The sequence below is a fragment of the Clostridium sp. AM46-21 genome, from assembly GCF_003480025.1.
GTDB classification, from domain to species: Bacteria; Bacillota; Clostridia; order Lachnospirales; family Lachnospiraceae; genus Coprococcus; species Coprococcus ammoniilyticus.
Genome location: NZ_QUIB01000002.1, coordinates 203,987 through 230,340 on the forward strand (window position 1 = coordinate 203,987; position 26,354 = coordinate 230,340).

The following is a 26,354-nucleotide window of genomic DNA, read 5'->3' on the forward strand; positions in this document are numbered from 1 at the left end:
AAAAAGATCTGAATATATAGAACATGAGAAGGTGAATATGATGACGACAATAGAGAAGCTGGCAGAGTTGCGTGAGAAAATGAAGGAAACAGGTGTAGATGCTTATGTGATTACTACGGATGACTTTCATGCATCCGAATATGTTGGAGCATATTTCAGGGAAAGAGAATATATGTCCGGGTTTACAGGATCTGCCGGAACACTGGTTGTGCTCCCTGATACGGCGGCATTGTTTACAGATGGGCGGTATTTCATTCAGGCGGAAGCACAGCTTGCAGGCAGTACGATCGAACTGATGAAGAGTGGACAGCCGGGCGTTCCAACGATCGAGGAATATTTGTATGACCATCTGGAACCGGAAAAGGTTGTAGGCTTTGATGGAAGAACCGTCAGCCTGGATTTTGCTGATAGGATGCTTGGCAAACTGGGCGATAAAAAGGTCACTTTAAATGGTGAACTGGATCTGGTTGATGAACTCTGGGCGGACAGACCGGAGCTGTCACATGAGCCGGTATTTGAATTACCATTTTCATACACAGGCGAAACCCGTGCGGATAAGCTTGCGCGTGTCAGAACGTCAATAAGATCCGCAGGTGCGGATATCCGGGTGATCTCTGCATTGGATGAGATCGCATGGCTTCTGAATCTGCGGGGCAATGATATAGACTGTAATCCGGTATTCCTGTCATATATGCTGATCGCAGATGAAGACTGTCGTTTATATATCAATGATGTGATCTTAAACGATGAAATCATCAGAGAACTTGCCGTTGATGGGATCACACTTTATCCGTATAATGCAATCTATACGGATCTGAAGCGGTTGCCGGAGATTATTCATACGCATAAACAGGCAGAGCAGATGACGGTATTGCTGGATGGCTGCCAGACCAATTACAGATTAAGAAGTTGTATACCGGATGGTATATCAGTGGTCGATGAACCGTCTGCGGTTCAGTTGATGAAAGCACGGAAGAATTCAGTAGAGTGTGAAAATGAACGGAATGTGCATATTAAGGATGGAGTTGCTGTAACGAAATTTATCTACTGGCTTAAGCATCATATCGGAACAGAAACGATCACGGAGCTTTCGGCAGCAGAGAAGCTGGAGTCTTTTCGAAAAGAGCAAAAGGGGTATATCGAGCCGAGCTTTGAAACGATATCTGCATATGGTCCACATGGCGCAATCGTACATTATGAACCGACAGAGGAGACAAATGTCGAACTAAAACCGGAGAGCTTCTTATTAGTAGACAGTGGTGGTCAGTACATGGAGGGAACGACTGACATCACCAGAACGATTACGCTGGGGGCTTTGACAGAGGAAGAAAAATGGGCGTATACACTGGTGCTGATTGGACATCTGAATCTGGCAGCAGCAAGATTTAAGCATGGAACGCGTGGTGAGAATCTCGATTATCTGGCGCGTGAACCACTGTGGCGGTATGGTCTGGATTTCAATCACGGCACCGGTCATGGAGTCGGATATCTGTTAAATGTACACGAAGGACCAAACAGGATCCACTTCAGAATCATGGAAGAACGCAGACCGACAGCAGTATTCGAAGACGGAATGATCACGTCAGATGAACCGGGTATATATATAGAAGGAAGGTTTGGCATCCGTCATGAGAATCTGGTTCTTTGTAAGAAAGCAGGAAAACCGGCAGGCAAGCTTCCGGAGGTATTCTTGAAAGAAGAGGAAGCAAATGGAACATTTCTGGAATTTGAAACTCTGACCTGGGTTCCGTTTGACACAGAAGCTTTGATACCGGAACTGATGACAGATCGTGAGCTCCAACGATTGAATGAATATCACAAGAATGTGTATGAGAAGATCGCTCCACATCTGACGGAGGAAGAACGCATATGGCTGGAGCAGGCAACGAGTCCAGTATCGAAAAAATATCATAATAAAATTTGATGAATTTCAAGGGGAGAAACATATGATCTATAAGTGTGAGGCATGTGGGGGTGTGCTGGTATATGACCCGGATCTCGGGAAAATGAAATGTACACAATGTGGTCAGACAAGCGAACGCAGATTCCATATGAAGTTAAAGGAAGTAGATCCGGATACAGAGGAAAAAGAAGACGGAAAACGATCATTTGATAATCTGTGGTTTGGTCTTGATAAAGATCAGAAGTGGCATGGAGAGAAGGAAATCCAGATCAATCCTGACTGGGATGCGGATCTGTTGGCATTTGAGATGCGGAATAACAGACCGGAAGATATATCGGCTGCATCAAAACAGACGGAAGCAGAAGATATATCAGAAAAATCAGAGCAGCAGGCACAAGACACTGCTTATACAGGTGACCGGAGAGAGATGCAGGGAGAACGACTGATGTCGGTTCAGATATTCCGCTGTACTTCCTGCGGAGCACAGATTATGATCCATGGAAATGAGCGGGCAACTTTTTGTTCGTTTTGTGGACAGCCGACGGTTATATTTGACCGTGAATCGAAGGAAGTATGGCCGGATTATATCATTCCATTTTCCATAACGGAACAGCAGGCAGTGGATGCGATCAAAGAGAAATTCGGTACAGGCAGATATGTGCCAAGAGAGATCAAACATCCGAAGATTGACAAGATCCGTGGAATCTATATTCCATATTGGCTGTATACAGTGTATATGCGGAAAAAAGCAAATCTGCATCTGGTAACGAGTAATGAAGCTGAGAAGAAAGAACCGGAAAATATCTTTAATGCCGGAATGAACAGAAACCAATCCTTTTATACGATGCTGCAGTCATCGAAGAAGATGGGATTGTATCCGGGATCATTTCAGAATCAGAAATATGATGCGGAAACGAGAAGTGTCTCTGTAGGTATAAATGAGAAGACAGATATGTTTGCAGATGCATATGGAAATTTTGAACAGGTTACCTTTGATGCATCCAGAAAATTAGATGATCGGCTATCCAGTCGTCTGGAACCATATCATATGGAAGCATTAAAGCCATTTGATCCATCGTATCTGTCCGGATTCTATGCAGATCGGTATGATGTGCCGTCCAGAGAGGCTGCACCGGACATCCATCAGAGGATAAGTGATGCTATGGATAAAGCAATGATAGAAGATACAGGAACGACTTACATAGAGAAGAGCATTGAACAGTACAGTGTGGATAAGATTGAGTATGCGCTCCTGCCTGCATGGTTCATGACCTTCTGGTACAGGCATGAGCTTTATACGATTCTGGTCAATGGGCAGACCGGAAAGGTTGTTGGCAATATTCCAGTGAATAAAAGGAGTTTTATTTCGGATGCGGTGATGGCCGGAGTTGTGTGCTGCACGATCGGAGCGGTTGTATTTTATGAAATCAATCAGGGAATTGCAAAAGGGTATGGCTTTTTCCATGAATATGGAGGGTCGATCATTGTATTCCTTTTTATGCTGGCGGCGGGACTTTTTACCAGAAATCTCAGTAAATACAACAGGTATAAGCACGACAAAGAACGACTTGCATCTTCAACAACGACTGATTATGTAAAAGAAAGGCAGGATAAGACATGGATTCGATAAATATTTTACTTACAGGATTTAAATTGTTACCGATCATACAGGGCATTGTCTGTGGCGGACTGTTTGCGGCAGGTCTGTTGCTGTCGTGGATGCTTCGTTCCAACCTCCATGGCGAGATGGAAACAGAGAAGGAATTTGCCAGACAGCACAAAATCTCCTACTACCAGATTGACCAGGGCCACAAGATTTTATTCTTCTGATCCATCTTCGATACATATGCCGGTGCAGCCCTGACGTCAGCCATATGTATCTTATAACGATAAAGGAGCAAAGCTTTTGATATAGGAAGGATTCTCTGTGCAACATTTCTGATATATAGACATCACCTTGTATCTGTAGCAGATACAAGGCAGAGGGAGAGAAATGTACATAAGTGGAAAGAATAGCTGGGGTGGGTTGTAGATGGGCTATCCGTATGTATATAAAAGATATATAGTGGAGTTTCCGTAGGGAGCTACATATTGCCAGCGAATGCGGGTGCATGTCTGAGTCCGAAGGACGAGTTTGCACAGGAGCATGAGCGAATCAGGCATATGTAGTTCACAGGGAACGAAACGGATCTTTTATATACATACGGATAGCCCATTCATAACCCACCCCAGCTATTCTGTTAGCCCAAGGGTATTGCAGAATGGCAGGCGGTATATTATAATGAAGCGAGAATGTAGATAACAGGAGGAACCAGAAATGGACATTGTATGTTTGGATTTGGAAGGTGTATTAGTACCGGAGATTTGGATCGCATTTGCAGAGGCAAGCGGTATCCCGGAGTTAAAGAGAACAACAAGAGATGAGCCGGATTACGACAAATTAATGAACTGGCGTCTTGGTATATTAAAAGAACATGGACTTGGCTTAAAAGAGATTCAGGAAACGATCGCAAAGATCGATCCGATTCCCGGTGCAAAGGAATTCTTAGATGAGCTTCGTTCCATGACACAGGTTATCATTATCAGTGATACATTTACACAGTTTGCAAGCCCGCTTATGAAGAAGCTCGGCTGGCCGACAATTTTCTGTAATTCATTAGAGGTAGCAGAAAGTGGAGAGATCACAGGCTTTAAGATGCGTTGTGAGAAATCCAAATACACAACCGTAAAAGCACTTCAGTCTATCGGTTATGATACGATCGCAAGTGGTGACAGCCACAACGATCTTGGAATGATCCGCGCAAGCAAGGCCGGATTCCTCTTTAAGAGTACCGATCAGATCAAAGCAGACAATCCTGATCTTCCGGCTTATGAGACATATGATGAGCTGCTCGCAGCTATCAAGAAAGTACTGGCTTAAGATCGGTCCTTTCATATAAAAATGTACGCAGTATGTAAGAAAGGCATACTGAGGTCATGAAAATTAAGTACATATAACAGAGAACCTGCATATACTGTAGCAAACAGAGTATGCAGGTTTTTTATGGCTATAAAAATAATGATCGATGCCGGACATGGTGGATTTGACAATGGGGCATCTTATAATGGCAGAACGGAGAAGAATGACAACCTGAATTTGGCTTTGGCACTTGGTGATGCGTTGTCAGAGCTTGGTTATGACGTGGAATTTACGAGAACGACAGATGTCTATGATTCGCCGACAAGAAAGGCACAGATCGGAAATGAGAGCGGTGCAGATTATTTTATCTCCCTGCACAGGAATGCTGCACCGTATCCGAACAAATATAACGGAGTGGAAACCTTGGTTTATAATACATCAGGGATTGCATATGAAATGGCAGAAAATGTGGATGCAGAGCTTGCAAAGATCGGATTTGAGAATCTGGGAGTTGAGGAACGGAAGAATCTGGCTGTTTTGCGCCGGACAACGATGCCGGCAATTCTGATCGAGACCGGATTTATTGACAGTGATAAGGATAATTATCTGTTTGATTACCGGTTTGAAGATATCGTGAATGCGATCGCACTCGGAATTGATGAAACACTTCGTGGATAGATGTGTGAAAAGCGCACAAAAGAATTTACAGTTAACGAGAAAAATTGTATAATTATAAAGACTGTTTTAGAAAACGACAATCCGATTGGAGAAGGTTTCTGATTGGAAAATACGATAGAAAAGTGGGGTAGAAAACAATGAAAAATACGTTCAGTAATTCAGGCATGTTGAACTGGCTTGGCTTCTTTGCAAATAAGATGGATGTCAGCCCGGAGAAGATAAAGATGCTTAATATCTGCGGCAGACAGAAAAATGTCGTGCCAACGATTGATACACATAAGCGGGTTCTGATCTATACTGATGCCAGTCATGAAGATCTCTTCTATACATTATGGGAAGCGGGATTTGGCGAATATGATATCTGGATCGGCGAAGGAACAGAGCCGGGAAGTGAACTTACAAATGCAAAGCTCAAGAATGTTATTAATAAGAAGATATCCGAACCGACGGTTATATTTATCGTAAACGAGAAGACCAGAGAATCCGTACGGTACGGTATGAAGAATGATCTGTTTACAAAGGGATCGGTTCATTATGTATGCAATGAGATCCGCGCGGTTATCATGAGTATTCTCGGTGTAGATACGCATGATACGATTCTTGCTCTGATGGCAGAGAGTATCGTTATCGAAGCTGCGATCACAGCGAGCGAAGGTCAGATCATTGCAGTAGAGCCGGACAGCGGATCCAGAAGATCTATGGAGGAAAACGTTGAGAAGTTTGGAGTTCATAATGTGCAGATCATTCCGGATATGAGCGAAGAATCATTAAGTAGGATTCCGGTACCAAGACTTGCATTTATCGTTGCGAATCATTATCTGGAATCTGATATTGAACGCCTTCTTGCAATCAATCCGCAGATGCAGTTTGTTATTTACACATTAGATCTTGGTATCCTTGCAGAGACCAAGCTGATCTTTGACAAATTCGGTATTCAGAATATGGAAGCGTTACAGATCAACGTATCCAAGACAAATAAAGAAAATGTATTTGTTGCTCAGCCGGCACCATGGATCATTACAGGTGGGGCTGAATAGAATACAGATATTCAGAAATAAAGCCCCATTCTCCGGTAAGAGTTTCTTCTGTTTTATGAACAACGTAAAGAACAGAAGAAAGCCTGAAAAGGATGGGGCTATTTTACTTTACAGAGTAGAATTAGTTATGATTTTTTATAAAAAGTTTAGAAATATATTTTTTATTAATAAATTAATAAAAGGTGAAAAATAAAAAATGGTGTGCTATAATACGTTGTTGTTTAAAGGACGACTGGAAGCACATGGAAGAATGCAGGAGGAAATTTAAATGAAAGTCATTTTTTTCGACATTGACGGTGTGTTAAATTCAAACAAATTCATCTGTAACAATCCGGGTGAAACCGTTGACAGAAAAAATGTAAAAAACCTTGCAGATGTTGTAAAGGCAACAGATGCGAAGCTGGTAGCGATCTTTAACTGGCGGAAAGAGGTTATGAAAGATCCGGTATGTGACGAGAGAGCACAGGAGCTGATCCTGAAGCTTAAGGAGGAAGGTCTCGTTATATCCGATGTAACTCCGCCGCAGGAACATATATCCGGCAAGTATGAGGATTATGGACGGTGCTTTGAGGTTAAGGACTATGTAGACCAACACGATGTAGACAGGCTGGTGATCTTAGATGACATGGATTCAGACTGGGACAGAGTTGGACTTGCTGATTACTGGATCAATACGGAGAATACAGTAAAAGGATTTTCCGAGAGTGATGCAAGAGAAGTAATAAATATCCTTAACAGTTAGTATGCCCTTTGAAAAAATTACATGAGAGGAAGTGAAGACCTACGGGTGACCTTGCAGAAAAGTTAACAGAGGAGCTGAATTGCGAGACTCTCTTTACCATTCCAATTTTTGGTGGAATCCCGATCTCGGAATCAATCGTGGTAACATGGATCATTATGGCGGTACTTGTTCTGTTGTCCGTTATACTTGTCCGGAATCTGAAAGTTGAGAATCCGGGAAAGAAACAGCTTGCTCTGGAGTCGATCATTACGACATTTAATAATCTGTTTAGTGACGTTTTGGGAGAAAAAGGTAAGGCATATATACCGTATCTGATCACTGTCATTTTGTATATCGGAATGGCAAATATCGCAGGTATATTTGGATTTAAACCACCAACCAAGGATCTGAACGTAACAGCAGCACTGGCGATCATGAGTATAGTCATGGTTCAGGTTGTCTGTATCAGAAGCAGGGGACCGAAAGGCTGGCTTAAGAGCTTTGCAGAGCCGGTAGCAATAGTAGCACCTATAAATGTAATGGAGCTTGTAATAAAACCATTGTCGTTATGTATGCGATTGTTCGGCAATGTTTTAGGTGCATTTGTTGTAATGAAATTAATTGAGGCGGTAGCGCCTGTCATTGTGCCTATTCCGTTAAGCCTTTATTTTGATATCTTTGATGGCTTACTTCAGGCATTTGTATTCACATTCTTAACTGCACTCTACATGCAGGAAGGATTGGGAGAAGACTAAGATTAACATAAGGAAAATGAAAAGGAGATAATAATTATGAATACAGTAATCGCAATTGGAGCTGCTATAGCAGTATTAACAGGTATTGGTGCAGGTATCGGACTTGGAATCGCAACATCAAAGGCAGTAGAAGCAGTAGCAAGACAGCCGGAAGCAGACAGTAAGATCACAAAGCTTCTGATCATCGGTGGAGCACTTGCAGAGGCAACAGCCGTTTACGGTCTGGTAATTGGTCTTTTGATCATTCTTCTTCTGAAATAATATTTATAAGAATATGATGATTGCGGCACTATATCATAATAGATATGAAGGAATCGTAATTGTCGGATAACGAAAACAGACAGAAAGGCAGGAGGTCATTAAATGATAAATTTAAGTGTCTCGTCCATAGCCATAACCATAATTAATATTATAGTTTTGTTTCTTCTGTTAAAGAAATTCCTGATCGGTCCGATCAATAAGATCATGGCAGAACGTGAAGAGATGATCAAATCCTCGATCGCGAATGCCAATCAGACGAAGGATGATGCCATGAAACTGAAGCAGCAATATGAAGATACCCTCGCAGGTGTTCAGGATGAATGTGATACCATGCGGGATAAATCCAGACAGGCTGCACAGAATGAATATAACAGGATTGTGGCAGATGCAGGCGAGAAATCAAACCGTATGATCAAGGATGCGGAAAAAACTATAGAAGTACAGCGTGAAAAGGCTTTGAGCGATATGGAATCTCAGGTTGCAGAGCTTGCAATGTCGGCAGCGGCTAAGATTCTGGGTGAAGACTCAAATGACGCGAAAAATCAGTCACTATATGATGAGTTTATAGAAAAAGCAGGTGAGGCCCATGACACAGAAAGCAATTAATTATGCTGAAGTTTTGTGCGAGCTGAATATTGATGCGGCTGAGCTTTCAGACATGGAAGCAGTTGTCAGGGAGAATCCTGAATTACAGGAGGCACTTACGTGTCCGGTTGTCAGCAGAGAAAAGAAATCAGAAATCATCGATAAGATATTCGACGGTTCAAAGACTACGGTAAAATTCTTAAAGGTACTTTGCAACAATTCTGATTTTGATCAGTTCTTTGAGATATGCAGGGAATACAGAGTTCTTATAAAGAAGAAGGCAGATGTCCTTCTTGCAACCCTTTATTATGTGACACCTCCAACGGAGACACAGAAGAAGGGGATTGAAGATTTTCTGAAAAAGGAATATAAGACCTCAGATGTGGAACTGACATTGGAGAAGAAAGACAGTCTGATCGGCGGCTTTATTATTAAGGTCGGAAATAAGGAATATGACTGGAGTCTGGCAGGCAGATGTAAGCGGCTTACACAAAGATTGGTTACGAGGTGATAAGATTTGAGTTCAATAAGTTCAGGAGATATTATCTCCATACTGAAAAGTGAGATAGAGAATTTTGACTTCGACACCCGGGACAAAGAAGTAGGAACTGTCATCTGGGTAGGAGATGGAATAGTAACGATATATGGTATTGATAATGCCATGTATGGTGAGATTGTAGTATTTGAAAATGGTATCAAGGGTATGGTACAGGATATCAGAAGAACCGAGATCGGATGTATCCTGTTCGGAAAAGATACCGGAATAAAAGAAGGTACAAAGGTTACCAGAACAGGTAAGAGAGCCGGCGTACCGGTAGGTGAAGAATTCCTTGGAAGAATCATCAATGCATTGGGTGCACCAATTGATGGTAAGGGAGCGATCAAAGAGGCAGATTACATGCCGGTTGAGCAGGAAGCACCAAGTATCGCAGACAGACAGTCGGTCAATGAACCACTTCAGACCGGTATTCTGTCGATCGATTCCATGTTCCCGATCGGTAAAGGACAGCGTGAGCTGATCATCGGTGATCGTCAGACCGGTAAGACTTCGATCGCACTTGATACGATCATCAACCAGCGTGGAAAGGATGTTGTCTGCATCTATGTAGCGATCGGTCAGAAAGCATCCACCGTTGCAAAGATTGTTTCCACACTTGAGAAGAATGATGCAATGGACTATACGATCATTGTAGCATCAACAGCCAGTGATCCTGCACCGCTTCAGTATATAGCACCATATGCAGGAACATCGATGGCAGAATATTTTATGCATAAGGGAAAAGACGTGCTCATCGTATACGATGATCTGTCAAAGCATGCAGTAGCATACAGAACACTGTCCTTGTTACTTGGACGTTCCCCTGGACGTGAGGCATATCCCGGTGATGTATTCTATCTGCATTCCAGACTGCTTGAGCGTTCCAGTAAGTTAAAGGATTCATTAGGCGGTGGTTCGATCACAGCCCTTCCTATTATAGAGACACAGGCAGGTGATGTATCTGCATACATCCCAACAAATGTTATCTCCATCACGGATGGTCAGATCTTCCTTGAGAGTGATCTGTTCTTCTCCGGTATGCGTCCTGCGGTAAATGTAGGATTGTCCGTATCCCGTGTCGGTGGTGCAGCGCAGACCAAGGCTATGAAGAAAGCAACCGGTACCGTCCGTATTGACCTTGCACAGTTCCGTGAGATGGAAGTATTCACCCAGTTCAGTTCCGATCTGGATGAGAATACAAAGGAGCAGCTTACTTATGGTAAGGGATTGATGGAGCTGTTAAAGCAGCCGTTATGTCATCCGCTTAGTATGGCAGAGCAGGTTATTACACTGGTTGCAGCAACAAATAAGCTGTTCTTAAATGTAGATATCAAGAAAGTAAAGCAGACACAGATGGATATGCTTGCATATTTCAAGGATGCAGAACCGGATGTTATCAAAGAGATTGAAGAAGGAAAGGTTCTTACAGATGATCTGAAAGAACATATTCTTGAAGCAGGAAAAGAGTTTATGAAGAGGGTGGAGTAATTGGCAAGTACCAAAGAAATCCAAAACAGAATAAAAAGCATTAAGGATACAATGAAGATCACAAATGCCATGTACATGATCTCTTCTTCCAAACTGAAAAAAGCGAAGAAGGATCTGGAGAATACGGAACCGTATTTCTATACTTTACAGGTTTCTCTGGCACGACTGTTACGACATCTTCCTGATATGGATCATCTTTATTTCGAAAATGAAGACGATGAAAAGAAGGAAAATCCAAAAAGAGGTTATATTGTAGTTACAGCCGATAAGGGCATGGCAGGTGCATATAACCATAATATCATTAAGATCGCAGAAGAAGAACTGGCAAACCACCCGGACAGCGAATTATACGTTGTCGGACAGGTGGGAAGACATTATTTTGCAAGGAAGAATGTGCCGGTTGATATTCATTTCCAGTATACAGCACAGAACCCAAGTCTTCACAGAGCAAGGGTTATTGCGGATAAGATGCTGGAAAACTATGAAAGCGGTAAGATCGATGAAGTCTATATCATTTATACGAAGATGATAAACAGTGTAACGGCAGAGCCGGAGATGATCCAGCTTCTTCCGTTCAGAAAGATGGATTTCAAGATCTCACAGGCGGATGTCTATCATGAGGAGATCATCATTGAACCTTCTCCGAGAGCGGTCATGGATCGAATTGTTCCGAATTATATTACAGGTTTCATATATGGAGCACTGGTTGAATCCTTCTGTAGTGAACAGAATTCCCGAATGATGGCAATGGATTCTGCAACCAGAAGTGCGAAAGATATGTTAGCTGATCTCAGTATTAAATACAACAGAGCCAGACAGGCTGCGATCACGCAGGAGATTACCGAGGTAGTTGGTGGTGCGAAGGCTCTGCAGAATAAGAAATAGGAGGTCTGATGTTTTGAAAAACGGTAAAATAGTACAGGTCATGGGACCTGTTGTAGACGTAGAATTTCCGGATAATGATTTACCAAACATCAAGGATGCTCTGGAAGTTGATAATCATGGAAAGAAATGCATAATGGAAGCTGCACAGCACATCGGAAATAATACCGTCAGATGCATCATGCTGGCAGCAAGCGAGGGCTTATCCAGAGATATGGAGGTTGTTCCGACAGGATCAGGAATCAAGGTTCCGGTTGGTACAGATACCCTTGGCAGATTATTTAATGTAACCGGTGACACTCTGGACGGTGGACCGAATCTGGCAGATACAGAGCACTGGGTCATCCACAGAGATCCTCCGTCATTTGAGGATCAGAGCCCTGTTGTTGAGATTCTCGAAACAGGTATCAAGGTTATCGATCTTCTTGCCCCATATGCCAAAGGTGGTAAGATCGGTCTGTTCGGTGGTGCCGGTGTAGGTAAGACCGTTCTGATCCAGGAGCTGATCCAGAATGTAGCAACAGAGCATGGCGGATATTCTATCTTCACCGGTGTTGGTGAGCGTTCCAGAGAGGGTAATGACCTCTGGACAGAGATGAAAGAGTCAGGGGTATTGTCCAAGACAGCCTTAGTGTTTGGACAGATGAACGAGCCACCTGGAGCAAGAATGCGTGTTGCGGAAACAGGACTTACGATGGCAGAATATTTCCGTGACGTAAATCATCAGGATGTGTTATTATTTATAGATAATATCTTTCGTTTTGTACAGGCAGGATCAGAGGTTTCTTCCCTGCTTGGACGTATGCCATCCGCAGTTGGTTATCAGCCAACTCTGGCAAATGAGCTTGGTGAGTTGCAGGAGCGAATCGCTTCTACAAAGTCAGGATCCGTTACATCCGTACAGGCAGTTTATGTGCCTGCCGATGACCTGACAGACCCGGCTCCGGCAACTACATTTGCGCATCTGGATGCGACAACCGTTCTTTCCAGAAAGATCGTAGAACAGGGTATCTATCCTGCTGTTGATCCTCTGGAATCCAATTCCCGTATTCTGGAGGTGGACGTTGTCGGTGAAGAACATTATAATGTAGCCAGAGGCGTTCAGGAGATTCTTCAGAAATACAGAGAATTACAGGATATCATCGCAATTCTTGGTATGGAAGAATTATCAGAGGAAGATAAGATTACGGTTACAAGAGCACGTAAGGTGCAGAAGTTCTTATCACAGCCATTCCATGTAGCAGAGAACTTTACAGGTGTTCCGGGAAAATATGTACCTCTTAAAGAAACAGTAAAGGGCTTTAAGGCTATCTTAGACGGTGAGATGGATGAATATCCTGAGTGGGCATTCTTTAACGTAGGCGGAATCGAAGAAGTCAAAGAAAAAGCCGCAAAGGGACAGTAGGATAAAGGAGGCAGACAGACATGAATACATTTTACCTGAGAGTCATATCAAGTAATAAAGTATTTTTTGATGATAAGGTTACGAAGTTTGTATTGCCTTTGGAAGATGGTGAGATGGCAGTCCTTCCTCACCATGAGAATATGATCATTGCAACCAGCATCGGGGAGATCCGAATTGATACACCGGATGGAAAGAAGATTCTTGGTGTTGTCGGGGAGGGATTTACCCAGATCGTAAATAACCGTGTAACGATGCTGGTGGATTCTGCAGAACGTCCGGAGGATATCGACAGAGTCCGTGCTGAACAGGCACTTGAACGTGCGAAAGAGCGTTTGAGACAGAAGGAAAGTCTGAAAGAGTACAAACAGACAGAAGCATCTCTTTCCAGAGCGTTAATGCGATTAAAGGTAACGGGTAGAGATTTATAAATGGCCGGATCCGGTGCGGATCGCACCGGATCAAAAAAACAGTTGTTGGATATTGCAGTACTTTTGGACAGAGAGTTGTAAATTCAGGGGATTTAGGTAGATGGTTAGATTTTTTATAGTGATCATTTCTTGTTTTTTTCTGATTTTGTATTATGTTCCGAAGATGTCATATTATGCCAGACATGGTGAGAAATATGATGAGGAGACATGCTACAGAATGGCACAGGTTATGATCGAGCATGTAAAGAAAAGAGGGCGTATCGAGACGGTTGCATCCGGCATGGAGAATCTGCCGACGGAAGGCGGATATATCATGTTTGCAAATCATCAGGGCAAGTACGATGCACTTGGTGTTATAAGCGTACATGAAAAGCCATGCACATATGTAATGGATGCGAAGCGATCACATTTGTTTATCGTCACGCAGTTGTGTGAGCTGTTAAAGGCAAAGCGTCTGGATAAAACCGATCTCAGGCAGCAGGTTCAGGTAATTAATGACGTTGCGACAGAGATCAAAGCGGGAAGACGATATATTCTTTTCCCGGAAGGCGGATATAACCATAACCATAATTCTCTGAGAGGCTTCCTGCCGGGAAGCTTCAAGATCGCACAGAAGGCAAAATGCCCGATCGTGCCGGTTGTATTATATGATTCATTTAAACCATTCGAAGGAAAATCTTTCCGAAAGGTTATTACACAGCTTCATTTTCTGCCACCGATCCCATATGAGACATTTGCAGATATGAAGACCTATGAGATAAGAGATATGGTAGTTTCACTGATCCAGAACCAGCTCGACAAGATGGAGAGCCTGAATGACTGGTAGGAGATTGCCGAAGAAAAGAGAGATAGCAGTTATGTTATCTCTTTTTTTTCGTGGAAATCCAGACAGAGCAGAAATGTTGTATCTGAATTTTGGGGTTGGAGCATATACAAGTGTGGCATTTCCTTAGCAAAAATTTTAGAAATATATTGTCGGTTGAGATTTTAGATGGTAGAATAAATTTTGTCGATAATGAATATATTGTGTTATCGATGGGCTATCTGGCAGATGAGGCTGTCAGATGAAATTTAGTCTGAATTATAAAGGAGAGTAACATGGACGAGAATATGAATGGAAATCAGCAAAATGGCATGAATGCCGGACAGCCGGATGGAGCAGCTCAGAATATGAATCCAAATCAGCAGGCATACGGCGGACAGCAGTATTATGATCCGAACCAGCAGGCATACGGCGGACAGCAGTATTATGATCCAAACCAGCAGGCATATGGTGGACAGTATGGACAGCAGCCACAGGGTAATAAGCCGGCAGGCAGCGGATTTGATAAAGTAAAGAATGCGATCATGGATAACAAGAAGATCGTTATTATTGCAGCGGCAGCAGTTGTTGCATTGATCCTGATCTTTAACATTATCGGTGGAATTGCTGGTCACGGTAAGCAGAGCCCAAAGGCAGTTGTTAAGGCTTATGTAAATGCAGTAGAAAAGCAGAGCGGTAAGAAGCTGTATAAGCTGATTGATAAGAAAGTCCTTAAATATACGAAGGACGAAGAAGATATGGATAAAGATGAAATGATCGATAAGTTAGATCAGATTCTGGAATGGTCAGGTGAATCTCTCGAAAACCAGGTTGGTAAAGTAAAGAGCATCAAGGTTAAGTTCAAGAAGGTTAAGAAGTTAAAAGGCAGCAAGCTGGAAGATAAGCAGGAAGACTATGAAGATGAATACGATATCAAGGTTAGCCAGGTTGCACGCGTGGAAGGCACGGTCAAGGTAAAGGGCAAGGATGATGATATCGAGAATGATTTCACTATGTATGTCTATAAGAGAGGCGGAAAATGGTATCTGGATTTTAGTTCCATATACTAAGATGAAAGCTTGTAAAAGTATCAATTCGTAAATACATATAAGATGGCACCGGTTGGAGAGAGAGTCTGACCGGTGTTATTTTGTTTGCATATTACTTAATGAAAACAAGTCATACATGAAAATAATGGAGAAAAATGCGATTTTTGCAGAAAAAACAGAATAAAATAAAGAAAATTCAATAAAATAGTTGATATTTGAAACGAAATAGACAAGAACTTTCAATTATAGGCTTGCCTTTTTTGAAAAATGTTTTAAAATAGCTAATAGGAATTTTACAGGACATAACTGATTTAACCGGAATAGAATAAGTGAAAGGCACAGGTATGTAGAATGAAGAAATACAAAGATATGAGTAAAGATGAATTATTGACTTTAAAAGCCGCTCTTTTGGAGGAGTATAAGGAAGAACAGGCAAAAGGTCTGAGTCTGAACATGGCAAGAGGTAAGCCTGGATTCTCACAGCTTGCATTGTCTATGGGAATGTTGGATGAGATCAATAGTTCTTCGGATATGAGAACTTTGTTAGGAAACGATACCAGAAACTATGGTGATCTGGATGGTATCGGTGAGTGCCGTCAGCTTATGGCAGATATGATGGAAGTGAAAAAGGAGAATATCATCGTATATGGTAACTCCAGCTTAAATGTAATGTATGATACAGTATCCCGTTCCATGACACATGGTGTAAATGGTTCTACTCCATGGTGTAAGCTGGACAAGGTGAAGTTCCTTTGCCCTGTACCGGGATATGACAGACATTTCAAGATCACGGAGTTCTTTGGAATAGATATGATCAACATTCCTCTGTTAGAGGATGGTCCGGATATGGATCTTGTAGAGCAGTATGTAAATAACGACCCTGCAGTAAAGGGTATCTGGTGTGTACCAAAGTATTCAAATCCAACAGGAATCGTTTATTCAGATGAAGTAGTAAGACGTTTTGCAGCATTAAAGCCTGCAGCAGAAGACTTCAGAATCTTCTGGGATAACGCATACTGCATCCATCATTTATATAAGGACAAGCAGGCAGAGATTTTAAATATCATAGATGAATGTGAGAAAGCCGGAAATCCGGATATGGTATACATGTTTGGCTCTACTTCCAAGATCACATTCCCTGGCTCCGGTGTAGCAGCAATTGCAACATCTCCAAGAAATGTTGAATTTATCAAGAAGCAGCTTACCGTTCAGACAATCGGACATGATAAGATCAACCAGCTTCGTCATACAAGATTCTTCAAGAATATCGATGGCATGAAGGCTCATATGGAGAAGCATGCAGATATCTTAAGACCAAAGTTTGAAGCAGTTTTGAATGAATTCGATAAGGAGCTTGCAGGACTTGAGATCGGTTCATGGGTTAGACCGGTTGGCGGATATTTCATTTCATTTGATGCATTAGAGGGCTGTGCAAAGAAGATCGTAGCAATGTGTAAGGATGCAGGAGTTGTTCTGACAGGCGCAGGTGCAACATATCCATATGGTAAAGATCCAAAAGACAGCAATATCCGTATCGCCCCATCCTTCCCATCTGTTGAGGAGATGGAAGCAGCTTCAAAGATCTTTGTTCTTTGCGTAAAGCTGGTCAGCATCGACAAATATCTGGGTGAAGAATAAGTAATAAATAATCGAATAGAGGACATATAAAAGCAACATCAATATGTTAAAAATAAGATTATCAGAAGGTAGTCTTATGGCTGGCATGTTGATGTTGTTTTTTGTTGAATAAAAAGAGCAGACGATTGATTTATGGGTGAAAATCTTATATTATATTGTTTACAGACATAATGCATTATGCGAAAAAGAGGGGGCATATGATGAAGATTGCCATATGTAATGGTGAAAAGAAATGCCGCGATCAGATGCGGACATCCATAGAGAATTATCTGGATACAAAAGAGATCTTATATACAATTGATACATTCGATTCAGGAGAGATGTTCCTGTGTGAGGGAGAATCCCTTCCTGAAAATTCTATTATATTCCTTGATACCAATACAACTTGTGTGGAAGAATGTCTGGATGCAGTTCTGGATAAACGGGAACCGCATACTGCCAGAAAGAAATTTACATTTAAAGAAGGGCAGACAGAGGTTTTATTCAATCACATTTTATATATTGAAAGTAAATTACATAAACTGGAGTTCCATATTATAGAAAATGGGAAAGTTCGGATATATACCAGGTATGGCACCATGAATGATCTGGAAGCAGAGCTGAAGTCATATCATTTTATCCGGGTGCATCAAAGTTATCTGGTAAATTTGCAGCATATCAGGCAGGTATCAAGATATGAAGTTACGCTTCATAATGGTGATATTATTTCGATACCGAAAGCCAGATATAAGGAAGTAGAGGAAGCATTTACAGCATATAAATATTGATAAGTGAACAGAGATTATAAAAAACAACATCCATGCAGCAACCTTAAGGTTTCGTAAGAAAGTCTTAAGTGGTTACTGCATGGATGTTGCTTTTTTTGTTTGTTACACTATCTGGGGTTTAAATGAAGAAATTTCATATTGATTTACGTGAGTTTGGTCATTTTCTGCAATATATTGTCGTTTTCTGCAAAGTGGGTTGTTTGGAGGGGGATAAAACAGTATAGTGCATGAAAAGGAGGAAGTAAATAATAATTAAGTAACAAAAGAAAAAGGATCAATACATGGGAGGGTATTTATTATGAATTGGAGAAGAAAATGGAAACAGATAACAGCGGTTATTGCTGCTGGAGCAATGGTGGCAGGCAACATGACGATATTGCCAGCAAAGGCTGAGGAGAAGACCAGGTATCCATATACCATATTTGCATCAGCACAGAAAGAAGGAGCCATTACTATAAATGCAGATAATTTCTGCTTGAATGGTGATATGGTGACGAATGGAACGATATCAGCATCGGGAAATCTTCAAATTAATGGAACAAAAAAAGAATCAGCAGAGGAATCCATGATGTATTTGTTTCATGCAATAGATGATGCATATTTTACTGGTACCGATTATGTGGCATGTGAAGGAGACTATGTTTTAGAGGAGACGAATATCAATATCAGTACTCCGGTTGCGGCATCCGGAGAGATGAATCTGGAGGGAAATATTAACCTGAATACGGCAATTAAGGCATTGGAAACCATAACGCTTACCGGAGAGGTGAAAAATACAAATAATTCTGTTATCTATTCCAAATATGGAGATATCATTATTGACAGTACAAATGTGAATCTGAGTGGCTTGATCTACGCACCATTTGGACATGTGAAGATACAGGCACAGAATCTGGGATTAAATAACATTATTGTAATAGCGGAAACGGTTACGATCATAAGTAGTAGTGTAAATGTAAATTATAGTAGCCAAATGGCAGAGTTTGTAGGCACAGAGTCTGAATTACTAGACATACCGGATGATGAGAGAAAATATCTGGAGGGAAGAGAGCTTCCAGATGTTACTACTGAAGAAAATAGTTCAGAAGAAACAACAGAGGACAACAGTACCGAAGAAAATACAACAGAAGATAGTAGTACGGAAACGACAACAGAGGATTGGGATGCGAAACAGAAAAGATATGAGGAATTGATGAGTGATTTTGATAATTGGAACTCTTATCTGGATACTGATGAGGATGGGTTACCGGATGAACTGGAAGAATTGATTGGCAGTGACAAGATTCTTTCAGATACTGATGGAGATGGATTGGATGATTATTACGAGTTTTTACAGCTTGGAACATCATTAACTGAACCAGATACCGATGAAAATGGCATTAGCGATGCGGAGGAGGATTTTGACGGTGATGGTTTAAATAATGCGCAGGAATATATGTATGGAACGCTTCCATGGGAGTCGGATACCGACCAGGATGGGCTGTCCGATGGAGATGAAGTTCTGGTATATGGAACAGATCCATTAAAACCGGATACGGATGGAGATGGTTTGATCGATGGGGATGAACCGGCAATGGGATTTGATCCTACAAAGCCGGATACCGATGAAAATGGAATCCCTGATGGAAAAGAACGGATTGAACAGAGTGTTACATATGAGGTTGAGAATAAGGAGTGTGCTGTTACAGAGATTCAGGTGGATATGGTGACATCCGGTAGCCTTACGGCATCAACAACAATTGAAAGTATAATGGATACAGATTATGGATGTTCAAATGTAGCAGGTCTGGTGGGTGAACCATTTGAGATAACAACAACATGTACATTTGAAACGGCGACACTTTCTTATAAGGTCGATCAGACAAAGCTTGGAGAAACAGAGTTTAATGACCTTCTGTTTTTATGGTATGATGAGGATAATAAACAGATGGTTGAGCTGGAGACAGAGCATGACGCTGAGACTGGGATCGTTAGTACGGAGACAACACATTTTAGCAAATATATGTTGGTAGATCAAAAGAAGTGGGAAGAGGTATGGAATCTGCAATTTGATTACCTTACCACAGTTTTGCCGGAGCGTGAAATTGATGCATGTTACACATATTTATTATTTGATTGTACGGTTCCTTGGGAGCTTGCGGGGACACCCGGCAATTCATCGGGATTGAAAGGGAAAAAATTAACAGAATATCACTCACAGTATATTGATGCTGGGCGACAGATTATAGGTGAGGTTACGGATACCATGAGAGAGAATGATAAAGTAGCATTTGCATTTTATCATGAGATTCATAATGATATGAGTAATACAGATACGTTTGAAGTTTTTGGGCGTTTGCTTTATGATGATGGGGATTATCTTACAGAAGCAGAAAATATAAAAGAAATAGCAAATCGTAATGAATTGGAAAAAATGTTGATAAAAGAATGGCAGTATGATAGAGAGATTAAATTAAATGAAGATTTAGAGATGCTTGGAGTTATATTACAGAATTATGAAGACTATGAAAAAACGGATACAAGATATCCTGACAGACGTATTGTTCTTGTATGTGGAAGTGATTTTAGCTATGGGTCATCAGAATTATTAATTTATTTGAAAAAAAGAAATATAAAAGTAGATACGATAGCATTAGGAGAATACGCAAAAGAAGCTCCGTTGATCAGAGTGGCAAAGATGACTGGTGGAACTTTTTATAAAATGCAGGATTTAAATGATTTATCCGATATGATTATGAAATTGGGGATTGGAAAACGCCCGGTCACAAATTCAAACACAGAAGTAACAGATCTGACAGATACGGATGAAGATGGTATTCCTGATGTAGTAGAACGAGGAGGAATGAGAAATCAGTATGGTATGATCGTTTATACTGATCCAAAGAAAAAGGATACTGATGGGGATAAATTGACAGATGGAGAGGAAATAGATCCGACAAAACGAAATAAGCAGTTTTCCAATATAATGACATTGGATGTTCCTAAGAACGCGGATTTTTATTATATGGAATCCAGTCCCCGAAATCCCGATACTGATGGGGATGGATATACAGACTATGAGGAGGTAAAAATATATCACTCAAATCCATCAATATGTAATGTCGATGTTTATGAGTTGCAGCATGATTATATTGCGGTGAATTTTATAGATGAAGATGGTAATAGTCAAATTTCATATGGTGGAAATCAGGGATGGTTTGGAGAGGAATATAAACAAAATAATATTGAGAAATATTCAACAATTGATAGTTATGGGTGTGGTTTAATTTCTATAAGTGATATTTTGTTGTATTTAGCGAGCGTAAATAGTAAGTATTCGACGGATATGACAGATCTTATCAGGACTGATAATGGAGCAATAGAATATAATTCTTATATTGACTATATAAGTCGCATGGAAAAAGCTTTTTTCATGTAAGAGATATTGATCTCATAGACGGAAAGAAATGGACTGGAATTGATGGACTATCAATTGCATATGGAGTTTATAAATATAATTGGTTCTATAATGTTGATTTGCACAGTTATTGGGGGGGCGGAACAGATAAAATGTTGAAAAATATAGAAGAAATGTTGAAAAATGATATTCCTGTGACGTTGTCGGCAAATGCGATAAAAGAGCAGTATGAAGCGGAGGCGAAGGATAAGGGATTGTACATAAAAATGTATACGAATGATACTGAAATCCCGAGAGAAAAAAACTACGAAATGACAGATGCTACATTTGATAATCATTATGTTACAGTTACGGGAGTGATCAGAAATTCTATTGAGGATAGGACATGGTTACAGGTTTCATCATGGGGAAGAAAGTTTTATATTGATTATAATGAGTATTTATATTATATGCAGACATATGCATCTATGGGAGGTGCTGCAACAAATATTTTGCATATTACTGCGAAATAATGAAAGGAGTTTCTATTGAAGAAAAATATAAAGAAAAGAAAAAAATGGCTTATTCCAGTCTGCATAGTAGTAATACTTATTATTGTCATTGGTATTATTCGCTACAACAATAACATGCCGGTAAAAGAAGAGAATCCATATACTGTCTTTGTGCGGCAATATAGTGAAGTGTATGAACCTGATTGGGAACTGGAAAATGTAGGGATAAGATCTGAAACAGATGAAGATTATGCAGGGTTTAGAGTTCACTTATGGAGCGAAAAAGATTGCTGGAATTTAACTGATATGGCTAGGGTAAGCTACACACTTGAACCGAAGATAAGAAGTTATATAGGAGAAAAATATCAATCATATGCAATATCATTTATCTTTGAAAGCTATGCAGGAAGAATATTTCAATTTATCTTTTATGATAAGGATAAAAAGATGGTTTCTATGGCAAATTTGGGGTGGTGTGGTATCACTTTACCTAAAATTATAGAGGCATTTCCAGATATGACAGCGATACATACGGATGGAAGTGTTGCAATTAATTTTGAGGATCTGAAAGCAATTTCACAGTTAGAGGATTTACAGGAATGGTGGCTGCAAGGCGGAACAACAGTGCCGGAGAATTGGAAAGAATATATATGGTCAGTATTCCCAAAGTGTGAAATTTATGATGCATCCAATTTTAAACATACTAGGTTTCCGTGGTAATTATATAACAGGTATGCATGATTTGATTGATTTGGTTAAATCATGCATACTTTGCTATTTGGATTGTGTAATTCGGGATGCAGAGAGATATTAAAGAGATGAAAGGAGTTTCTATTGAAGAAAAATATAAAGAAAAGAAAAAAATGGCTTATTCCAGTCTGTATAGTAGTAATACTTATTATTGTTAGTGGTATTATTCGCTATAACAATAACAAGCCAGTAAAAAAAGAAAATCCATATAATGTCTTTGTGAAGCAATATAGTGAAGTGTATGAACCTGATTGGGAGCTGGATAATGTAAGTATAGCACCAGAAACGGATATTGAATACGCAGGAGTTGAAGTGCGTTTCTGGGGAGAAGAGGGTGTCTGGAACTTAACTGATATGGCACATATATGCTATATACTTGCACCAAAGATAAGAAGTTATATGGGAGAAGAATATCAATCATATGCATTAGCATTTAAATTTCGAAGCTATGCAGGAAGATCATTTTCATTCATATATTATGACGGAGATAAAAGGATGATTTCTTTGACAAATATGGGGCGATGTGGTATCACTTTACCTAAAATTATAGAGGCATTTCCAGATATGACATCTATAAGTACGGATGGAGATGTAGCGATATCATTCGATGCGTTAAAAGCCATCGAACAGTTGGAGAGTTTGCAGGATTGGTGGTGCTTTAGGGAAACAATGCCGGAAAATTGGAAAGAATATATATGGTCCATATTCCCTGATTGTGAGATCCGTGACTTATCCAATTACTGGGAAATAGAAAAGGTTCCGTGGTAAGCATCGCAACGAATATTGTGTATATTACAGTGAAACAGTAGGGAGGGAGATTAGTATTGAAATATAAATTAAAAAAGAGATATATAGTATTGATATGTTTGTTAGTTGTATGTATTGGAAGAATTATATTTTATTATGCAACAACAAGTCCTTTTTATAGGTTTGTGAAAACAAACGTCAAAAATTGTAAAGGAGAATGGAAGCTTGAGGGTGCAAGTATCGTATTTGACAATCATATAGTTGTGTCTTTTTTTAATAAAAAATCTGATTGGAATATGAGTGAAATAGCATTCATATGTAAGGAACTCTTGCCTGAAATAAGAGACTATTATGGATCAGACTATGATGGATATGATATAGACTTCCATTTTAAAAGTTATGCAGGCAAGAGGCTTGCGGTTCAATATAGTGACGGGGATAAATTTTTAACTATTACTGCAAATCGATTATCAAGAGGGGTTTGTTTAGAGAATATTGTTATGAATTTTCCAGAAGTGAATTCACTTCAGTTGGATGACAGTGTTAGATGTAAATATTTGGATTGTTTAAAAGATGTTAAAGATTTGAAGTACATAGAAATTGGGAATCCTTTTTCTGAAGAAAAACAGGATTATATATTAACTTTATTTCCAGATTGTAAGTTTAAGGAAGGGGACAATTCTAATATAGGGAGGACAGAGGAATAATGTATGATGAAAAAATCGAATAAAAGAAAAAAATGGCTTATTCCAGTCTGCATAGTAGTAGTAATACTTATTATAGTCATTGGTATTATTCGCTATAATAATAACAAGCCGATAAAAAAAGAAAATCAATATAATGTCTTTGTGAGGCAATATAGTGAAGTGTATGAACCTGATTGGGAACTGGAATATGTAGGAATATTATCTGAAACGGATATACAATATGCAGGGGTTAAAGTTCATTTTCAGAATATAACAGATTCCTGGAATTTAGATAATATGGCTAAAATAAGCTATATTCTCGCACCAAAGATAAGAAGTTATATGGGAGAAGAATATCAATCATATGTGTTGTCATTTGTGTTTGAGGGTTATGCTGGAAGATCATTTGCGTTTAGATACTATGATGGAGATAAGAAAATGATTTCATTAGAGTCTATGGGTGGGTATGGTATTACATTACCTAAAATTATAGAGGCATTTCCAGATATGACATCTATAAGTACAGATGGAAGTATCGCGATATCGTTCGATGATTTAAAAGCCATCGAACAGTTGGAGAGTTTGCAGGATTGGTGGTGTTTTTCAGAGATAATGCCGGAAAAATGGAAAGAATATATATGGTCAATATTTCCTGATTGTGAGATTCGTGACTTATCCAATTATTGGGAAATAGAAAAGGTTCCGTGGTAATTATATGGCAGGTATGGGTATATTATTATTTGAATTGCATGATACATCGTAAGATGAAATAAGAGGTGGAGGTGGATGCGATTGAAAAAAGAATGGCTAGCTGCCTTTTCAATCATTGTTATTTTCTTAGGGTTAATTTATGGCGTAAGCTATCGGAAGAAGAAAAAATGTTTATTCATTCAAAATTTCCAGACTGTGTTATAGAAGAATCGACAGAAGACTAGAGATGATCTGGAAGAAATGTAAAAAGATGGTGTGGAATATACCAGCTTCAAAGGTTAGATTTGAAAATCTAATATTGAAGTTTGATATATTCTGCATCATCTTTTTTGATATATGCTATATGACTTATAGCATGAATTGATTTCGAGGATGTCTGGTTGCCAGAATATTACGCTGTTTGGCGACAGCTACATGAGTATATATTTCGGTTATGGTGATCGAACTGTGACCAAGCATTTCCTGTATATATCGAATATCCACATCTGCATCCAAAAGACTGGTTGCAAATGTATGACGAAACATATGTGGTGTAATATGCATATCAATAGATGCAAGTTCTGAGTATTTATTTATCATACGCCGCACAGCCTGATCGGATAAGGGTTTCGCAGCCTGATTAACAAAGAAAGAATCGCAGGCGAGTATTTCTTTTTGAAAAGTTATCTTATATTTTTTCAAAATACAAAGCACAGATTCATTCCCAATCTGGATGCGGCGTTCCTTTGATCCCTTTCCATAGATTAGAATGGTTCCGTCTTGCAGATCAATGGAATCATTGTGAAGAGAGCAAAGCTCGGAGATTCGAATACCCGTTGCAAAGAGTAGTTCCAGTACGGCAGTATCTCTTAATGCATTTTTTCGTTGATATTCTGTTGGAGCCAGTGTTTGCTGTCTGTGTGCTACAGACAGAAGCGTTTCGACAGTAGCTAATGGGATTGTTTTTGGTAAAATAATAGGTTCGCGAAAACGCAGTTGAAGCTTATCGAATGGATTTTGTGGCAGAAAATCCTTATATAACAGGTAATGAAAGAAGGCTTTTAATGAAGCAATCTTCCGTTTTACTGTTCTTGGTTTATATTGTTCGTGAAGACCTGCGACATATTCCTCTAAAAGATCGGGAGTGATATCTGTGATGTCAGAAGGAATTTGTGCATGTGCAAATTGTGCCAGATCAATCCGGTATGCTTTTAATGTTTTCTCATCCAGTCGCTTCTGGTTCTTACAGTAGGTGAGATAGTTTTGAATGTGTGTAGATAAAAGAGTCGTAGTCATTTGTATTTGTTCTCCTTAAAATTATTTATTAGATGCACTTCAAGATAGATCCGATATAAGCCCGGTATGGGTCTTACCAAGGTCATTTTTGCTGTGCATAGAATCTTCGTAGCAGGATTCTGCCTTGCTTAGTATATATTCCAGAATTTATAAAATGGAAGAATACAATCGAAAAATAAGAGAAATTTGGTCATTTTCTGCAATATATGGTCGTTTTATGCAAAACGGTTGATTTTGCATGGGATTGGGGATAGATTGGAGGGGAAGGAAAGTAAGAAAATAAGTGATGGATAATCTTATATTATCCATTGTTTTAGTAAGTAAGTAGTTCTATTAGAGACCGATAGATTATATGACTTTTGCAATATAAGATAATAACTAATACATATGGAGTACTATTATGAATAAAGATAATGAAATACTATTACAAAATGTAATAAATGATACAACTATTTCACAAG

Annotated in this window: 25 protein-coding genes and 1 pseudogene; 25 read left to right on the top strand and 1 reads right to left on the bottom strand. The window is 39.8% G+C overall.

Annotation, left to right across the window (positions count from 1 at the left end):
- Nucleotides 1-37: 37 nt before the first annotated feature.
- The 25 genes and pseudogenes from DW959_RS01995 (at nucleotide 38) to DW959_RS02115 (ending at nucleotide 24,618) form a co-directional block, all read left to right on the top strand.
- Complete coding sequence (locus tag DW959_RS01995; protein ID WP_118615233.1) at nucleotides 38-1,924, top strand: aminopeptidase P family protein; 1,887 nt, start codon at nucleotides 38-40, stop codon at nucleotides 1,922-1,924.
- Between the two features lie 22 nt (nucleotides 1,925-1,946).
- Nucleotides 1,947-3,533: a zinc ribbon domain-containing protein gene (locus DW959_RS02000; RefSeq protein ID WP_118482786.1), complete on the top strand. Its 1,587-nt coding sequence runs from the start codon at nucleotides 1,947-1,949 to the stop codon at nucleotides 3,531-3,533.
- A complete protein-coding gene (locus tag DW959_RS02005; protein WP_021944447.1) occupies nucleotides 3,521-3,733 on the top strand; it encodes a hypothetical protein in 213 nt (70 codons plus the stop codon). The genes DW959_RS02000 and DW959_RS02005 overlap by 13 nt, the downstream gene beginning before the upstream one ends.
- A 487-nt stretch (nucleotides 3,734-4,220) precedes the next feature.
- On the top strand, nucleotides 4,221-4,823 hold the full coding sequence (thrH, locus tag DW959_RS02010) for a bifunctional phosphoserine phosphatase/homoserine phosphotransferase ThrH (RefSeq protein WP_021944446.1): 603 nt from the start codon (nucleotides 4,221-4,223) through the stop codon (nucleotides 4,821-4,823).
- A 123-nt stretch (nucleotides 4,824-4,946) separates the two neighbouring features.
- Nucleotides 4,947-5,480, top strand: a complete 534-nt coding sequence (locus DW959_RS02015; RefSeq protein WP_021944445.1) for an N-acetylmuramoyl-L-alanine amidase — start codon at nucleotides 4,947-4,949, stop codon at nucleotides 5,478-5,480.
- A gap of 137 nt (nucleotides 5,481-5,617) precedes the next feature.
- Nucleotides 5,618-6,517 (top strand): Precorrin-6B methylase 2, encoded by a 900-nt coding sequence (locus DW959_RS02020; RefSeq protein WP_118482782.1) that lies wholly within the window; start codon nucleotides 5,618-5,620, stop codon nucleotides 6,515-6,517.
- 268 nt (nucleotides 6,518-6,785) lie between these two features.
- Complete coding sequence (locus DW959_RS02025) at nucleotides 6,786-7,259, top strand: HAD domain-containing protein (RefSeq protein WP_021944443.1); 474 nt, start codon at nucleotides 6,786-6,788, stop codon at nucleotides 7,257-7,259.
- A gap of 62 nt (nucleotides 7,260-7,321) precedes the next feature.
- A pseudogene (locus DW959_RS02030) lies at nucleotides 7,322-7,993 on the top strand (F0F1 ATP synthase subunit A); the annotation flags it as partial.
- Nucleotides 7,994-8,029: 36 nt separating this feature from the next.
- Nucleotides 8,030-8,254, top strand: a complete 225-nt coding sequence (atpE, locus tag DW959_RS02035; protein ID WP_008400511.1) for an ATP synthase F0 subunit C — start codon at nucleotides 8,030-8,032, stop codon at nucleotides 8,252-8,254.
- A 102-nt stretch (nucleotides 8,255-8,356) separates the two neighbouring features.
- Entirely contained in the window at nucleotides 8,357-8,860 is a 504-nt protein-coding gene (atpF, locus tag DW959_RS02040) for a F0F1 ATP synthase subunit B (RefSeq protein WP_008400510.1), read from the top strand.
- Entirely contained in the window at nucleotides 8,841-9,350 is a 510-nt protein-coding gene (gene atpH / locus DW959_RS02045; protein WP_118615235.1) for an ATP synthase F1 subunit delta, read from the top strand. The genes atpF and atpH overlap by 20 nt, the downstream gene beginning before the upstream one ends.
- Before the next feature lie 6 nt (nucleotides 9,351-9,356).
- Complete coding sequence (atpA, locus tag DW959_RS02050; protein WP_008400508.1) at nucleotides 9,357-10,865, top strand: F0F1 ATP synthase subunit alpha; 1,509 nt, start codon at nucleotides 9,357-9,359, stop codon at nucleotides 10,863-10,865.
- Complete coding sequence (atpG, locus tag DW959_RS02055) at nucleotides 10,866-11,750, top strand: ATP synthase F1 subunit gamma (protein ID WP_021944440.1); 885 nt, start codon at nucleotides 10,866-10,868, stop codon at nucleotides 11,748-11,750.
- A 13-nt stretch (nucleotides 11,751-11,763) separates the two neighbouring features.
- On the top strand, nucleotides 11,764-13,152 hold the full coding sequence (gene atpD / locus DW959_RS02060; RefSeq protein ID WP_044944676.1) for a F0F1 ATP synthase subunit beta: 1,389 nt from the start codon (nucleotides 11,764-11,766) through the stop codon (nucleotides 13,150-13,152).
- A gap of 20 nt (nucleotides 13,153-13,172) precedes the next feature.
- Nucleotides 13,173-13,580: an ATP synthase F1 subunit epsilon gene (gene atpC, locus DW959_RS02065; RefSeq protein WP_118482778.1), complete on the top strand. Its 408-nt coding sequence runs from the start codon at nucleotides 13,173-13,175 to the stop codon at nucleotides 13,578-13,580.
- Between the two features lie 100 nt (nucleotides 13,581-13,680).
- Nucleotides 13,681-14,406, top strand: coding sequence for a lysophospholipid acyltransferase family protein (locus DW959_RS02070; RefSeq protein ID WP_117822501.1), 726 nt, complete (start codon nucleotides 13,681-13,683; stop codon nucleotides 14,404-14,406).
- 272 nt (nucleotides 14,407-14,678) lie between these two features.
- Nucleotides 14,679-15,452, top strand: coding sequence for a hypothetical protein (locus tag DW959_RS02075; RefSeq protein ID WP_118615237.1), 774 nt, complete (start codon nucleotides 14,679-14,681; stop codon nucleotides 15,450-15,452).
- Nucleotides 15,453-15,782: 330 nt separating this feature from the next.
- The gene (locus DW959_RS02080; protein WP_117822503.1) at nucleotides 15,783-17,069 is read left to right on the top strand and encodes an aminotransferase class I/II-fold pyridoxal phosphate-dependent enzyme; all 1,287 of its coding nucleotides are present in this window, start codon (nucleotides 15,783-15,785) and stop codon (nucleotides 17,067-17,069) included.
- Nucleotides 17,070-17,266: 197 nt separating this feature from the next.
- Nucleotides 17,267-17,836: a LytTR family transcriptional regulator DNA-binding domain-containing protein gene (locus DW959_RS02085; RefSeq protein ID WP_117822504.1), complete on the top strand. Its 570-nt coding sequence runs from the start codon at nucleotides 17,267-17,269 to the stop codon at nucleotides 17,834-17,836.
- 298 nt (nucleotides 17,837-18,134) lie between these two features.
- On the top strand, nucleotides 18,135-21,254 hold the full coding sequence (locus DW959_RS02090; RefSeq protein WP_118615239.1) for a hypothetical protein: 3,120 nt from the start codon (nucleotides 18,135-18,137) through the stop codon (nucleotides 21,252-21,254).
- 131 nt (nucleotides 21,255-21,385) lie between these two features.
- A complete protein-coding gene (locus DW959_RS02095; protein WP_118615241.1) occupies nucleotides 21,386-21,745 on the top strand; it encodes a hypothetical protein in 360 nt (119 codons plus the stop codon).
- 15 nt (nucleotides 21,746-21,760) lie between these two features.
- Complete coding sequence (locus DW959_RS02100; protein WP_118482764.1) at nucleotides 21,761-22,444, top strand: hypothetical protein; 684 nt, start codon at nucleotides 21,761-21,763, stop codon at nucleotides 22,442-22,444.
- 114 nt (nucleotides 22,445-22,558) lie between these two features.
- Nucleotides 22,559-23,242 carry a hypothetical protein gene (locus DW959_RS02105; protein WP_118500693.1) on the top strand — a complete coding sequence of 228 codons (684 nt, stop codon included), beginning with the start codon at nucleotides 22,559-22,561 and terminating at the stop codon, nucleotides 23,240-23,242.
- A gap of 56 nt (nucleotides 23,243-23,298) precedes the next feature.
- A complete protein-coding gene (locus tag DW959_RS02110; RefSeq protein WP_118482760.1) occupies nucleotides 23,299-23,928 on the top strand; it encodes a hypothetical protein in 630 nt (209 codons plus the stop codon).
- A gap of 3 nt (nucleotides 23,929-23,931) precedes the next feature.
- Nucleotides 23,932-24,618 carry a hypothetical protein gene (locus tag DW959_RS02115; protein WP_118482758.1) on the top strand — a complete coding sequence of 229 codons (687 nt, stop codon included), beginning with the start codon at nucleotides 23,932-23,934 and terminating at the stop codon, nucleotides 24,616-24,618.
- Nucleotides 24,619-24,966: 348 nt separating this feature from the next.
- Here the strand turns inward: DW959_RS02115 and DW959_RS02120 are convergent, their stop codons facing one another.
- Entirely contained in the window at nucleotides 24,967-25,893 is a 927-nt protein-coding gene (locus DW959_RS02120) for a tyrosine-type recombinase/integrase (RefSeq protein ID WP_118482756.1), read from the bottom strand.
- Nucleotides 25,894-26,354 lie beyond the last annotated feature (461 nt).